General features: G+C 63.6%; 15 protein-coding genes. 5 read left to right on the top strand and 10 right to left on the bottom strand.

Translation table 11 applies throughout. The features are described 5' to 3' along the window. Positions 1-5 precede the first annotated feature (5 nt). The 3 genes from R2E40_RS03230 to glnK form a co-directional block, all read right to left on the bottom strand. On the bottom strand, positions 6-1,631 hold the full coding sequence (locus R2E40_RS03230) for an ABC transporter permease (protein ID WP_279452305.1): 1,626 nt from the start codon (positions 1,629-1,631) through the stop codon (positions 6-8). A 40-nt stretch (positions 1,632-1,671) separates the two neighbouring features. After that, positions 1,672-2,679, bottom strand: coding sequence for a Fe(3+) ABC transporter substrate-binding protein (locus R2E40_RS03225; protein WP_103827826.1), 1,008 nt, complete (start codon positions 2,677-2,679; stop codon positions 1,672-1,674). Positions 2,680-2,887: 208 nt separating this feature from the next. Continuing rightward, positions 2,888-3,226 (bottom strand): P-II family nitrogen regulator, encoded by a 339-nt coding sequence (gene glnK / locus R2E40_RS03220; protein ID WP_011704615.1) that lies wholly within the window; start codon positions 3,224-3,226, stop codon positions 2,888-2,890. Positions 3,227-3,427: 201 nt separating this feature from the next. Here glnK and arfB point away from each other — a divergent pair, with 201 nt between their 5' ends. Beyond that, a complete protein-coding gene (gene arfB, locus R2E40_RS03215) occupies positions 3,428-3,844 on the top strand; it encodes an alternative ribosome rescue aminoacyl-tRNA hydrolase ArfB (protein ID WP_318164755.1) in 417 nt (138 codons plus the stop codon). Positions 3,845-3,877: 33 nt separating this feature from the next. Then, entirely contained in the window at positions 3,878-4,372 is a 495-nt protein-coding gene (locus R2E40_RS03210) for a methylated-DNA--[protein]-cysteine S-methyltransferase (RefSeq protein WP_041218139.1), read from the top strand. Positions 4,373-4,799: 427 nt separating this feature from the next. On the opposite strand, the gene R2E40_RS03205 is transcribed toward R2E40_RS03210, so the two are convergent. The 7 genes from R2E40_RS03205 to R2E40_RS03175 form a co-directional block, all read right to left on the bottom strand. Continuing rightward, positions 4,800-5,996, bottom strand: a complete 1,197-nt coding sequence (locus R2E40_RS03205) for a NupC/NupG family nucleoside CNT transporter (RefSeq protein ID WP_011704612.1) — start codon at positions 5,994-5,996, stop codon at positions 4,800-4,802. A 182-nt stretch (positions 5,997-6,178) separates the two neighbouring features. Beyond that, a complete protein-coding gene (locus R2E40_RS03200) occupies positions 6,179-7,114 on the bottom strand; it encodes a LysR family transcriptional regulator (protein WP_016349403.1) in 936 nt (311 codons plus the stop codon). Between the two features lie 82 nt (positions 7,115-7,196). Then, positions 7,197-7,730, bottom strand: coding sequence for a glutathione peroxidase (locus R2E40_RS03195; RefSeq protein WP_244089028.1), 534 nt, complete (start codon positions 7,728-7,730; stop codon positions 7,197-7,199). A 62-nt stretch (positions 7,731-7,792) separates the two neighbouring features. Next, positions 7,793-8,356, bottom strand: a complete 564-nt coding sequence (locus R2E40_RS03190) for an NnrU family protein (protein WP_318164754.1) — start codon at positions 8,354-8,356, stop codon at positions 7,793-7,795. A gap of 210 nt (positions 8,357-8,566) precedes the next feature. Continuing rightward, positions 8,567-9,706 (bottom strand): glycerate kinase, encoded by a 1,140-nt coding sequence (locus R2E40_RS03185; RefSeq protein ID WP_318164753.1) that lies wholly within the window; start codon positions 9,704-9,706, stop codon positions 8,567-8,569. 9 nt (positions 9,707-9,715) lie between these two features. After that, a complete protein-coding gene (locus R2E40_RS03180) occupies positions 9,716-10,978 on the bottom strand; it encodes a GntP family permease (protein WP_011704607.1) in 1,263 nt (420 codons plus the stop codon). A 119-nt stretch (positions 10,979-11,097) separates the two neighbouring features. Next, positions 11,098-12,213 (bottom strand): sugar diacid recognition domain-containing protein, encoded by a 1,116-nt coding sequence (locus R2E40_RS03175; RefSeq protein WP_011704606.1) that lies wholly within the window; start codon positions 12,211-12,213, stop codon positions 11,098-11,100. 321 nt (positions 12,214-12,534) lie between these two features. On the opposite strand from R2E40_RS03175, the gene R2E40_RS03170 reads away from it, so the two are divergent. The 3 genes from R2E40_RS03170 to R2E40_RS03160 all read left to right on the top strand — a co-directional run bounded on the left by R2E40_RS03170 (position 12,535) and on the right by R2E40_RS03160 (position 14,257). Continuing rightward, positions 12,535-12,909: a YacL family protein gene (locus tag R2E40_RS03170; RefSeq protein WP_011704605.1), complete on the top strand. Its 375-nt coding sequence runs from the start codon at positions 12,535-12,537 to the stop codon at positions 12,907-12,909. A gap of 63 nt (positions 12,910-12,972) precedes the next feature. After that, positions 12,973-13,263 carry a hypothetical protein gene (locus R2E40_RS03165; RefSeq protein WP_011704604.1) on the top strand — a complete coding sequence of 97 codons (291 nt, stop codon included), beginning with the start codon at positions 12,973-12,975 and terminating at the stop codon, positions 13,261-13,263. A 163-nt stretch (positions 13,264-13,426) separates the two neighbouring features. After that, positions 13,427-14,257: a CPBP family intramembrane glutamic endopeptidase gene (locus tag R2E40_RS03160; protein WP_318164752.1), complete on the top strand. Its 831-nt coding sequence runs from the start codon at positions 13,427-13,429 to the stop codon at positions 14,255-14,257. Positions 14,258-14,330: the final 73 nt, after the last annotated feature.

Here is a 14,330-nt window from a genome sequence, read left to right as displayed (position 1 = left end):
ATAACTCAGTGCCCCGCCCCATCCAGGTTGCGGTTGACCCAGATCAGCGGCAACAGCCCCACCAGTACGATGACGATGGCGCCGAGCGCGCCGCGCTCCAGCATCTCGTCTGACACGAACTGGTAGACGTGGGTCGCCAGGGTATCGAAGTTGAACGGCCGCAGCAGCAGGGCGGCGGGCAGCTCCTTCATGGATTCGATGAACACCAGCATGGCGCCGGCAAACAGGCCGCGCCGCACCAGCGGCAGGTGCACCCGCCGCAGCATGGCGCCATCCCCCTGCCCCAGGGAGCGGGCCGCCATATCGAGGCTGGGGGAGATCTTGCCCATGCTGCTCTCCACCGAGCCGATGGCGATGGCCACGAAGCGCACCAGATAGCCGAACACGATGGCGGTGATGGTGCCGGTCAGCAGCAGCCCCGGCCCCTGACGCCCCAGCCACTCGGCCAGATCGTTGATGGCAAAATCGAGGGCGGTGAGCGGTACCAGCACGCCGATGGCGAGCACGGTACCCGGCATGGCGTAACCCATGGCGGCGATGCGCAGCGGCAACAGGCTCTTGACTCCGCCATCGAGACGACGACAGAAGCCGAGCAGCAGAGCGATGCCCATGGCCAGCAGGGCGGTCAGCGCCGAGATAGCCAAGCTGTTGCCGGCAAAGCGGACGAACTCCGGCGTCCACGATAATTCGAAGTAGCGCACGCCGTAGTCCAGCAGGATGACGAACGGCAGACCGAAGCCGGCCAGCACCAGTCCCCAGCACCAGAGCCCGGCCAGAGCCCGGCTCATCCCCTTGAGCGGGTAGCGCAGCGGCTGTTCGTGACCCATGGACTTCTGGAACACCTGCTGCCGGCTGCGCGAGCGGCGCTCCAGCGCAATCAGCAGCACTACCGCCAGCAGCATCAGGCAGGAGAGCTTGGCGGCGGTGGCCAGGCTGCCGTAACCGAGCCAGGTGTCGTAGACCGCCGTGGTCAGGGTATTGATGGCAAAGAAGTGGACGGTGGCAAAATCGGCCAACGTCTCCATCGCCACCAGCGATACCGCCACCATGATGGCGGGGCGCGCCAGCGGCAGACTGAGGCGGCGAAAGCTCTGCCAGGGGGAGCAACCGAGCAGGCGGCTGGAGTGAATGAGGCTGACCGACTGCTCCAGAAAAGAGGCGCGGGTCAGCAGATAGACGTAGGGGAACAGCACCAGCGCCAGCACCCAGGCGGCGCCGCCGAGGGAGCGGATGGCCGGGAACCAGTAGTCGGCCGGCCCGCCCCAGCCAAACAGCTGCCGCAGTCCCGCTTGCAGCGGGCCCGAGTAGTCGAGCAGGTCGGTATAGACGTAGGCGACGATATAGGAGGGCATGGCCATCGGCAGCATCAGCGCCCACTGCAGGGCGCGCCGCCCCGGCACCTGGCACATGGCCACCAGCCAGGCGGTCGGCACACCGAACAGCAGACTGAGCAGCACCACGCCGACCACCAGCCCCAGGGTATTGGCCAGATAGTCGAACAGCACGGTATCGGCGAGGTGGCCAAACAGATCTCCGTCGGCCGACAAGGCGGAGAAGACCAGAGCAAGCACCGGCAAAGCCAGCAGCAGGGCGCTGGCCCAGCTGCCGGTAATCCATCCAAAATTTTTCATGAGACCACAGAGGTTGATGGGGCCCTTGGCCCCATCTGAATTACAAGTCGAATTTCACTTCATCCAGTAACTGCAAGGCGTCCTTGCGGTGCTTGGCGTAATCGCTGACCGGTAGCGCATCAGACTTGAAGCTGCCCCAGGACTTGACCATGGCGGAAGGCTCCACCCCGGCCTTGACCGGATACTCGGCGTTCACGTCCGCATACATGTGCTGGGCGGTGTCGCCGGCCAGGAACTCCATCAGCTTCTGGGCCTCGGCCTTGTTCTTGGCGTACTTGGTCATGGCCACGCCGCTCACGTTGACGTGGGCGCCGCGGTCAGCCTGGTTCGGGAAGTTGATGTAGACCGCATCGGCCCAAGCTTTCTGCGCCGGGTCCTTCAACATGGCGCCCAGATAGTAGCTGTTGCCGAGCGACAGGTCACAGATACCATCCTTGATCGCCTTGACCTGATCCCGGTCGTTGCCCTGCGGCTTGCGCGCCAGGTTGGCCTTGACCCCTTCCAGCCAGCTCTTGGTCTCGGCCATGCCGTGATGAGCGATCATGGAGGAGACCAGCGCCACATTGTACTCATGCTTGCCGCTGCGGGTGCAGATTTTTCCTTTGAATTCAGGCTTGGCCAGATCTTCGTAGCTGATGGTATCGAGCTTGCCGAGACGATCCTTGCTGGAATAGATGGCGCGCACCCGGGTGGTCAGCGCGAACCAGCGGTTGTCCGGATCGCGATAGATGGCGGGGATGTTCTCCTGCAGGATCTTGCTGTCCACTGGCTGCACCAGCCCCTTGTCCACCAGATCGGTCAGCCGGCTGATGTCGACGGTCAGCATCAGATCCGCCGGGGAGAGCTTGCCTTCCCGCTCCAGACGCTCGTTCAGCCCCTCTTTGGCGAACACCACGTTGACCTTGATGCCCGATTCCTTCTCGAACTGCTGGATGATGGGCTTGATCAGCTCATCCTGCCGGTTGGAGTAGACATTCACCTCCCCTGCCGCCAATGCCGACTGAGCCGCCAACGCAGAGAAAGCCAGTGCCAACATCTTCATTTTCATCATCCATTCCTTGAGTTGCTATATCGAGTGAGAACCATTGCTGTTTGCATTTTGCATTGAGCTCGACAGCCGGATCAAGAAATCCTGATGTGGCGGGATCACATATTTAAACGCCGTTCAAACAAAGGGGGCCGGATAGAATCCTATCCGGCCCCACCATGGAGTCAATCAGCGACAGCGTACCGATCATTCGCCCCATCCAGCGCTATCAGAGCGCCTCGTCGTCACTCTCACCGGTCCGAATGCGCACGGCCTGCAGCAGGTCGTAGACGAAGATCTTGCCGTCACCGATCTTGCCGGTATAGGCGGCCTTGCAGATCGCCTCGATCACCCCTTCGACGTTGTCGTCGGCAGTCGCTATCTCCAGCTTTACCTTGGGCAGGAAGTCGACCTGATACTCGGCTCCCCGGTATAATTCGGTGTGCCCCTTCTGGCGGCCAAACCCTTTGACCTCGGACACGGTCAGACCCTCGACCCCCAGGTTGGCGATGGCCTCGCGCACGTCGTCCAACTTGAAGGGTTTGATAATCGCAGTAATCAGCTTCATCTGGTTGCTCCCAATCCATGGTATGTCATGAATGGGGAATCAATTCTTGTGCCAAGTCTTTTTATTGTTTAATTTCAAAAAGATAGCATTTAGGCCTGGAACAGGACTCTCCCGGCATCACCAAGGGGGCGCATCTCGCCCCATTATGAGGCACCAAGCTGAGCCAGCCACAGCCGATGCACCAAACAAGAGCACCGCACTATGTTAGTCATCTCCAACAGCGTTACCCTGCCCTGGCATGAACTGCAATTCCAGACCATGCGGGCGCAGGGCAACGGTGGCCAGCACGTCAACAAGACCGACTCCGCCGTCTGGTTGCGCTTCGATTACCGCAACTCTCCCAGCCTCACCCCGCTCTACAAGGAGGGGCTCGACAAGCTGAGCGACAACCGGGTTCACGACGGTTTCATCATGATCCGGGTCGAAACCCACCGCAGCCAGGACATGAACCGCAAGGAGGCGATGAACCGTCTGGTGGAGCTGCTGAAGAAAGCGGCCTGGCGCCCCAAGGCCCGCCATGCCACCAAGCCGACCCGCAGCTCCCAGCGCAAGCGGGTCGATGCCAAGAAGCGCAAGGGGGAGATAAAATCGACCCGCGGCAAGCCGGTAGTGGACTAGCCGGGCCCTTGCCCAACGCCCGAGGATGACAGAATGAAATTCAGTTTTTGCGACAGCGCCCACGGCCCCCTGCTCATCGCCATCGACCGGGACGGGCTGCGCTATGTGGAGTTCGTACTAGGCGAGCAGCCGGTGACCCCGACTGACGAGTGGCAGCGCGACGATCAGGCGCTGGCCCCCTTCATCGAACAGTTCGCGGCCTACTTCGCCGGTCGCCTGCGCCGCTTCGATCTGCCGCTCGCCGCCCGGGGCACCCCTTTTCAGCAGTCGGTGTGGCGCGCCCTGGGCGACATTCCCTACGGCGAGACCGTCAGCTACCTCGAGATTGCCCAGGCCATCGGCAATCCCAAGGCGGTTCGCGCGGTGGGGGCGGCCAACGGGCGCAATCCGCTCAGCATCATAGTGCCCTGTCACCGGGTGATCGGCCGCAGCGGCGAGCTGACCGGTTATGCCGGCGGCATCCCCATCAAACGCTGGTTGCTGGCGCTGGAACAGCAGACTGCCGATCACTTTGTGCTGACCCCCTAACCAACCAGAGACACCCTGTTCACAACACGGGGCAGACACCGGCGCCGCAGCCCCCACTGACGACGTCGTGCTGACCCCTGACCAGACAGCGGCATCCCGTTCACAACGCTGGCTGCCAGCGCTGGAACAGCAGACCACCGACAACTTTACGCTGACCCCCTGAGCCTCTAACCAGTCAGTCCCATTGCGTTTAGCAAAATGAACAGAGTATGAAGAATCGCCTCAGAAGGGCTTCAGACAGCATCAGGCATCATGGCTTCACACTTGGATGGCATGGCTCATCCCTCATTCAAGTGGCACCCATGTGACGCTTCCAATCTGTCTTTTTCCCCGCGCCTCCCTGAGGCGCTTTTTTTTGCCGGCAAGCGGCCACAAAAAAGCCCGCCGAAGCGGGCTCTGACCGGAAGGTGCTAACTTCTGGGGTCAATCAAAGGGCGAGGAACAGGCCGGCCAGCGAGGCGCTCATCAGGTTCGCCAGCACCCCCGCCAGGATGGCGCGCATGCCGTAGCGGGCGATGAAGGATTTACGCTCCGGCACCATGGCGCCCAAGCCGCCGATCAGGATCGCCATGGAAGAGATGTTGGCGAAACCACACAAGGCGAAGGTGACGATGGCCTTGCTCGACTCGCTCAGGGTCTGGTCCTGCACCAGGGCGATGAAGGCGACGAACTCGTTCACCACTATCTTGGTCCCGATCAGGGCGCCGGCGGCCTGAGCCTGCTCCCAGGGGATGCCGATCAACCAGGAGACGGGAGCAAACAGCCAGCCCAGGATGATCTGGAAGCTCAACTCCAGCCCCACCAGGTCGCCGGCCCAGCCCAGCAGGCCGTTGAGCATGGCGATCACCCCGACGAACGCCAGCAGGGTGGCCCCCACGGCAACCGCAATGTTGAGGCCGGACATGGCGCCATCGGCGGCCGCTTCAATCACGTTGGTGGCGCGCGGGATCACCACGTCCTGATGGTGATCCTGCTCTTCGGCGGCAGGCGGCACCAGGATCTTGGCCATGGCCAGACCGGCCGGCGCCGACATGAAGGCCGCCGCGATCAGGTATTTCAGCTCGACCCCGATGCTGGCGTAACCCACCAGGGTACCGCCGGCCACGGAGGCGAGGCCGCAGCTCATCACCGCGAAGAACTGGGAGTCGGACATCTTGGAGAGATAGGGTTTGACCACCAGCGGCGCCTCCACCATGCCGACGAAGATGTTGGCGGTGGCGGAGAGGCTTTCGGCGCGGCCTGTGCCCAGCAGCTTCTGCAGGCCGCCGCCAAGCAAGGCAATCACTTTCGGCATCAGGCCGATGTGATAGAGGATGGCGATCACCGCGGAGAAGAAGATGATGACCGGCAGCACGTTGAAGGCAAAGATGAAGCCCAGCTTGAACTTGGCCAGATCGCCAAACAGGAAGGCGATCCCCTCCTGACCGTAACCGATCACGCTGCTGACGCTTTCGCTCACCCCGTTCAGCACATGCTGACCGGCGGGCAGCCAGAGCACCAGGCCGGCGAAGAGGATCTGCAGGCAGAGGGCGAGACCCACTGTTCGCAACGGGATACGACGACGATTATCAGAGCAGAGCGTGGCCACGGCCAGAATGCTCAGGATGCCGAGCAGGGCAATCATAGGGACTCCATCAGGTGGGGCGAAAGATGGGCGCGGATTCTGCGCTCCCGGCCTCGCCACTGCAAGTCCACTTGGTTACAACCCTGTTAGCAAAAACGTTTGCACGATACCGGTTGCGGCAACTGGCTGATTTGACTCGATTTTGGTTTCAAGCGAAAGCCAGTGTTCTTATATGGAAACGATTATTCCTCTGTGCCGGACAATTTGCCACCGAGCCAGGGAGCCAGCCGCTGCTCCCAGTAGGGATTCGGACCGAAGCTCTCCTTGAGGAAGTCGATGAACAGCCGGATCTTGGGATCCAGGTGCTCGCGTCTGGCATAGACGGCGTGCACCGCCATCTTCTGGTTCGGCCGCCACTGGGGCAGCAGCGGGATCAGCTGGCCGGACTGCAACTCCTTGTCCAGCAGGTAGTTGGCCACGTAGGCGATGCCGAGCCCGGCCAGGGCCGCGTCGCGCACCGCCTCCGCCAGATCCACCCGGTAGTTGCCGGCCACCTGCACCGTCTGGCGCTCCTTGCCCTGACGAAACGACCACTCGTGGTAGCGTCGCTCCCGGCTCTGATAGGTGATGCAGTTGTGCTGGGCCAGATCTCTGGGATGCAGCGGGGTGCCGTGGCTCAACAGATAGTCCGGCGAGGCCACCAGCACGAAGTGGATATCCGCCAGCCGCTGCCCCACCAGGGCCTCGGGTTTGTCCTCGTAGGTGGTGATCCAGAGATCCAGCCCCTCATCCACCAGGTTGGTGCGGTGATCGAACAGCGATACCTCCAGCTCCAGCTCGGGGTAGCGATCCTGAAACGCCTTGAGGCGTGGGATCACGTGCAGCCGGCCGAAAGACTGGCCAACCCCCAGATGCAGGATGCCGCTCACCTTGCCGCGCCGCTCCGCCACCATGGAGTCGGCCTCCAGTGCCACCGCCACCAGGGCGCGGCAGTGGCGGGCATACTCCTGGCCAAGCTCGGTGAGGGAGAAGCGGCGGGTGGTGCGCTGCACCAGCTGGGCACCGAGTTCGGTCTCCAGCTGGGCCAGCTGCTTGCTGATGTGGGATTTGGAGACCCCGAGCCGCCGGGCGGCCGCCGAGATGCCCTGTTCACGAACCAGGGCATCGAAGATCACCATTTGGGGCAGACGTTGCAGCACGGGATTACCAGAGAGAAGAGCGGACCCCCATTATTCCAGAGCCGCCCGCCGCGGGGTAGCGCTAAAGGCCGAGCGCCCGTTTGACCTCTTTTTGCAGGGGATCGTCCGCCGGATTCTGGTTCGCCCCATAACTCGCGACCAGCTTGCCGTCACGGCCGATCAGGTATTTGTGAAAGTTCCAGCCCGGCGCCTCGCCCGCCGCCGCGGCTAACCCCTGGTAAAGCGGACTGGCATCAGCCCCGCGCACGGCGATCCGGTTGAACATGGGGAAGGTCACCCCGTAATCACGTCGGCAGACCGAGGCAGTCTTGCCCTCCTCCCCCGCCTCCTGCCAGAAGTCGTTGGAGGGGAAGCCGAGCACCACCAACCCCTTCTCCTTGTAGGTCTGGTAGAGCGTCTCCAGATCCCGAAACTGGCCGCGATAGCCGCAGTAGGAGGCGGTATTGACTACCAGTACCACCTTGCCCTCGGTCAGCTGGCAGAGGTTGTGGCGCTGGGTGCTGTTGAGCTCCCGCATCTCCACGTTGAAGTAGTCCGGGCAGGCGGCGACGGCCGCCCCGGCCCCGAGTGTCAGCAACAACATGATCCATTTCATCGAGCGACTCCTGTCAGGCAGATGAGTGACATACGCGTGGGCACGCCAGCCGGTTCACCCGCTCAATAGAGGGGGATGCCGGTGAGCATGCCGTGCCCCCAGAAGATCAGCAGGGCGGTGAGCGCCAGCCCGGCCCCCACGCTGAGCCCGGTGCCATACCAGTTGGCCGCCGGACGGGGATGGCGCTGCCAGTCCCGCACTGAAATCCAGACGATGCTCACCAGCGCCCACAGGCCGATGCCGCCAAACAGCACCAGGGAGCGGGCCTCGCTGTTGACCGCCAGGTGGGCGCCGACCCAGAGCAGGGTGCCGAGCAGCTGGGGATGCACCAGCCAGCGCCGCAGGTGGTTGGGCCCCTGGCCGGAACAGAACAGGATCAGGGCGATGGGCATGACCGCCATCATCAGGGTCGGTCCCCAGGCGGGCAGAAAATAGAGCGGCAGGGGGCTGGCGCTGCGCCAGCCGGCGATGATGCAGGCGATGGCGATGAACACCAGCAACGAGAAGAGTCCCTTGTAGCGATTCTCCCCCAGCCGCTCGCGCAAGCGGGCCCGATGGGCGCCTGCGAAGCAGGGATAGAGGTGGATCAGGGTAAACAGCAGTACCCCCAGGGTCAGCAAGATCATGGGTTGCTCCTTGTACTATGGGGGATCACTATGCCGCAAAGTCGGCGGCCAGAATACAGAAACCGCAGAAAAGCACAGGCTATACAGCAGGATAATGAAAAAAGCCGATCATCTGATCGGCAAGGTGTTTCGGGCAGACCGGCAGCGGGGCAGGTCGTCACCGCGACACGGGGCTAGGTTGGCCGGCGTCAGGCACCGGCCAGAAGAGAGTCAGGGTCGCAGCAGATAGAGCGCCGCCACGTTGCGGGCCGTGAGCTGCAGGTTGGTGGTGGCGGTGGCGGTGGCCAGCGCCTCCGGCAGCGACATGGCGCGGTTGACCACGGCGAACACCGCATCCAGCCCGTGTTCGTGCACCACGCCGTAGTCGTCGGTCAGGCAGCCCGCAATGCCGATCACCGGCTTGCCGAACTGCTTGGCACAGCGTGCGACACCGATTGGCGTCTTGCCGTGGATGGTCTGGCTGTCGATGCGTCCCTCGCCGGTGATGACCAGATCCGCGTCGGCCACCGCCTCGGCCAGTTTCAGCGCCTCGATGACGATCTGGATGCCGGGTTTCAGCTCGGCGCCGAGCAGACCCACCAGGGCCGCCCCCATGCCACCGGCGGCGCCCGCCCCCGCAATCTCCTTCACCTGCTTGCCAAGCGCCTGCTCGATGCAGTCGGCGTAGTGAGCCAGGTTGGCATCCAGCTGCGCCACCATCGCGGGGGTCGCCCCCTTCTGCGGACCAAACACGGCGGAGGCCCCTTTCGGCCCGCACAGCGGGTTGTCCACGTCACAGGCCACTTCGATGGTGATCTTGGCGAGGCGCGAATCGAGCCCGCTCAGATCGATGGTGGCCAGCTCGGCCAGACCGGCGCCGCCCGGTGCGATGGGAGTGCCGTCGCACTTGAGCAGCTTGCCGCCAAGCGCCTGGATCATGCCGGCACCACCGTCATTGGTGGCGCTGCCGCCGATACCGAGGATCAGATGCTTCACCCCCATGTCGAGGGCTGCCAGGATCAGCTCGCCGGTGCCGCTGCTCGAGGTGTGCAGCGGATTGCGCAGCTCAGGCGCCACCAGATGCAGGCCGGAGGCCGCCGCCATCTCGATGACGGCGCGCTCGCCATCCCCCAGCAAACCGACGAAGCCCTGTACCTTGTTGCCAAGGGGTGCGGTCACGTAGAAGGGCAGAATGCGGCCACCGGTGGCGTCCACCAGGGACTGCACCGTCCCCTCGCCGCCATCGGCCATCGGCAATTTGACGTAGGTGGCATCCGGCAACACCTGCTTGAATCCGGCCTCGATGGCATCGGCCACCGCCATGGCGCTGAGGCTCTCCTTGAATGAATCGGGGGCGATAACAATTTTCATATCAATTCCTTAGGCGAGGCCAAACACGCCGAACATCAGGGTGGAGACGGCGGCAATGGTCAGACCGACCGCGGTTTCGTAGGGGATGAGCTTGAGCCGCTCACCCACGCCCATGTGGACGCTGCCGCCGGTGGCATGGAAGAAGGAGCCGTGGGGCATGTGGTCGAACACGGTGGCACCGGCGTGGATCATGGCGGCCCCCGCCAGGCTGCTGATGCCAAGCTCTATCAGGGTGGAGCTGAACACGTTGGAGGCCACCACGGTACCGGCGGTGGTCGAGGCGGTCGCCAGCGACATCAGGGCACCCGAGATGGGGGCCAGCAGGTAGGAAGGCAGGCCGGAGGCGGTCAGGCCGCTGATCAGCACATCCTTGAGACCGGAGTTGGCGATGATGCCCGCCAGGGTACCGGTACCCAGCAGCATGATGGCCACCGGCGCCATGCGGGCAAGACCCGAGACCGCAAACTGGTTCACCTTGCTGAACTTGCCCATCATCAGGGCGCCTACCAGGCCGCCGAGGGGCAGAGCGATGAGCGGGTCCACCACGATGCCGGCGATGGGGCGCAGGGCCAGCAGCAGGATGGCCACCAGCGGTGCACTGATGGCGGCGGCAAAGCCCGGCAGCTTGCTGCCATTGAAGCTCACCACCTCGTCGGCGGCGACCTTGCTGCCCTTGTTGTTGAGGCGCTTGGCCAGCCAGTAGGCCATCACCAGCCCGAACAGGCCCGGGATGATGCCGGCCGCCATCACCGAGGTGAGCGGCAGGTGGAAGGCATCGGCTGCCGCGATGGCGTTGGGGTTGGGAGACATGACGTTGCCCGCCTTGCCGCCACCGATCATCGCCAGCAGGATGGCCGCCTTGGAGAGGTCGGCACGGCGGGCGATGGCCAGCGCGATGGGGGCGACCGTGATGACGGCCACGTCCACGAACACGCCGACCGCGGTCAGGATCAAGGTGGCCAGTGCCAGTGCCAGCAGGGCGCGGGTCTCGCCCAGCTTCTTGACGATGGTCTCGGCGATGGTGGTGGCGGCGCCCGATTCGATCAGCACGCCGGCCAGCACGCCCGCCGCCAGGATCCGCATCACCGCCGTAGTGATCCCCTGGGCACCGCCGATCATCAGGGCGACGGTCTGGGTCAGATCGGCGCCGCCGATCAGGCCGCCGGCCAGGGCGCCGACGATCATGCCGTAAGCGGGCGGTACCTTCTTCAGGATCAGGAAGATGGCGATGGAGAGCGCGGCGAGAGCGCCGAGCGCGGATACAGGGATCATGACGGGCACCTTTCAAATGAGTGAGTGGTGGCCATTATGGTGATCCGGGATCGGAATACTTTGGTCAAAAAACCAAATATCAGCTTTTTAAAACGGAACTTTCTGTATGAATGAACAAATCAGCTATCGAGGTTGAGCCCGAGATAAAGCAGGAACTTGTCATCTAACTTGTTGAAATTCAACCCGGTTATCTGCTCAATCCGGGTCAGCCGATAGCGCAGGGTATTGGGGTGGATGAACAAGGCTTCGGCGCAGGGATGCAGATCACAATCCTGCAAGAAATATTGGCGCAGCGTCTTCTGCAGCGTTCCCTTTGTGTCCTCCTGTGCCAGCTTGTGCAGCGGGGCCCGCAGCTGATCCGCCTGCCAGGAGTCCGCCAGACTGCCGAGCAGCACCGGCAGCCGGTAATCCTCGAAGAAATAGACCTGCTTGCGCGGCGCCTGTCGCATGCCACGGCGCAAGGTGTCCCGCGCCGTCTGGTAGGAACGCGCCAGCCCGCCGGTGCCGGCGAAGTAATCACCCACCCCGATGCGCACCCGAAAGTGGGGGATACGGGCCAGCAGTTGCTTGATGCGGCTGCGCTCCTGCGCCGACTGCCAGATACCGTCGCTGAGCTGGGCCGGCTTGAGCACCACTATCTCGTCCAGGCCGTTGATGGCCACCAGGTTGTCCCGCTCCGGGTTTTCCAGCAGATGCACCAGCTCTCGCAGCCGGGCCGGGTCGGCCTCCTCCAGCGCCAGCACCGCCACCACCCGCGGCTGGGCCAGATCCAGCCCGAGGAAACGGGCCGCCTGCTGCAGCTGATCGTCCCGCCCTTCACCACGGATGAGCTGCAGTACCAGTTCCTCCTTGTGGCGCTTGTCCCACTGCAGCTGCTCGGTGAGCGCCGCCTGCTCCAGAATGAGCTCGGCGGTCATCCGCACCAGTTCGGCGTAAGCACGCACTTCGTCCGGATCGCCCGAGATGCCGATGACCCCGAGCAGCTCCCCCTGATAGGCGATGGGCAGGTTGATGCCGGGGCGCACCCCCTTCAGCTCGCGGGCGGTGGCGTCGCTGATCTCCACCACCCGGTTCTCGGTCAGCGCCAGCACGGCCCCCTCGTGACGCTGATGGAGCCGCTCCGGGTTGCCGGACGCGATGATCAGGCCGTGCTCGTCCATCACGTTGACCGAAAAAGAGAGGATCTTCATCGCCCGGCTGACTATCTGCCGTGCAAGCGTGTCATTGAGCTGCATAGGTACTCCGCTGAATGAACCGGGAATAGCCTGAAGCGATGACGAGTCGCTGTGGCTCGTCCATCACGTTGGCCGAAGAAGAGAGGATCTTCATCGCCCGACTGACTCTCTGGCGCGCGAGGGTATCGTTTAGCTGCATCACATCTCCAAAGCGGGGGCCGGACCGGCCACAAAGCGCCGGTAGCGGGGCAAAGATGCCACATCTTCAAGACAAGCGAGGGGGGGCTCGCTAGAATAGGCCACTTTACGCTATATGCGCTCCGCCATGGAGCAGGATTTGCCCTGCCCATGACGACCCACCCTTCCGCTATGGACTGAACTATGGATTATGAATTTCGCCGCGATCCGTTCGGCGGTTATCGCGCCCGGTTCTCCATGGGCCATGAGGCCATCGGCCAGTGGCTGATCGACGAAGTGGGCAAGGACGAGGAGAAACTCGACGAGCTGTTCGCCATCATCGATCAGCTCTCCAGCCGGACTCGCGTCGAATATCGGCTGCTGGGCGGCGACTACTCCCTGCTGCTGACCCACGAGGAAGCCGAGGTGAAGGCCAACGTCCTCAATATCGAGCAGGATGAGGATCTCGACGATCTCGCCTACTACGATGATGAACAGCTGGCCATGTGCGGGCTGGAAGATTTTGCCCAGGTGCTCGGCTCCTGGCGCGCCTTTATCCGCAACGAGGATATGGGCTGATCGACCCCTCTGAAAAACGACATCGGGCAACCATGCCCCATTGCCTAACCAACAGGATTGACTATGTCTATTTACGATTTTGATGACGAACTGCCGGAAGACGAGCAGGAACAACCGAAAAAAGCCGCCCCTGCCAAGAAGAAAGGCAAGCAGGTGCTGAACACCCAGGTCAACCTGAGCCCGCGCGATGCCAGCCGTCTGAACGGTATGCACGTCGAAGCCATCGCCACCCTGGACGACGTCAGCCTGCCGAAGAACGTCATCTTCAAGGCTGGCCTGATCGCCCTGGGTGAGCTGGAAGCCAGCAAGCGTGCCGACATCATTGCCCGGGTGATCGCCGAATCCGGCCGCTGAGACGCCTTGTCACCCTTGCCAAAACCGGAGCCCAGCTCCGGTTTTTTTATGGCCGCGCGCCCTGGCTGCCAGCCGAACACGGGATCCGACCAGCTTATTAAGCCTTGTCTCATGGGATGTCCCATTGTTAAGGTGCGGGACTTTCATCGGCCTTGGAGACTCAATGTTACCTCTACCTGATTCACTCATCTGGGGAGCACTGGCGCTGGCCGTCTTGCTCTGTCTGGCCCGGCAACGGCTGCCCGGCTTCATCATGCTGGCCGTCGCCCTGCTGGCGGCCCTCGGCCTCGGCCACCTGAGCCCAGTCGCCCTGCTGGCCAGCGCGGCGGGCCTGCTGCTGGCCTGGCGCACCCCCTCCCTGCCCCAGCCCTGGCGCGCCGTCGCCCTGGGCGCCGTGCTGCTGTGGGCGGTGGCGCTGATGCTGCACCTCATCCCCGGCTTTACCAACCTGAAGGTGCTGGATCAGGTGCAGGCCGGCCCCGCCAGCGTGCCGTTCAACATGTACCTCAACCTGGACAAGCCGCTGGTCTTCTTCGGTCTGCTGCTGGCCTGGCCCGCCTTGCTGGGCCCGGGCGGCACAGTTCAGTGGCGCAGACTGGCACTGCTGCTGGTGCCGCTGGCGGCCCTGCTGATCGCCGCCTGGCAACTGGGGGCCCTCAAGCCCGAGGTGGGCCTGCCCGGCTGGTGGTGGCTGTTTGCCCTCAACAACCTGCTGTTCACCTGCGTGGCGGAAGAGGCGCTGTTTCGCGGCTTCCTGCAGCAGGGGATCGCCGAGCACAGCCGGCGCTGGCTTGGGGTGCTGGTGGCCAGTCTGCTGTTCGGCGCCGCCCACCTGGCCGGCGGCCCGCTGCTGGTGCTGTTCGCCGCGCTGGCGGGGGCCTGCTATGGCCTGGCCTTCTTGCTGAGCGGGCGCCTGGGCGTCGCCATCGCGATCCACTTCCTGTTCAACTTCGCCCACCTGGCCCTCTTTACCTACCCGCTGGCCAGCCGCTGATCCCGGGCGCCCCCTGCGGGGCGCCTGCAACCTCCGCTCCCCCCCTTGGTGTACGCCGCCCCTCCCTTTGCCA

This window comes from Aeromonas sp. CD (genome assembly GCF_033349375.1).
Classification (GTDB): domain Bacteria; phylum Pseudomonadota; class Gammaproteobacteria; order Enterobacterales; family Aeromonadaceae; genus Aeromonas; species Aeromonas hydrophila.
Note: the sequence above shows the minus strand (reverse complement) of the source record. Positions and strands in the feature narration are given on the sequence as shown.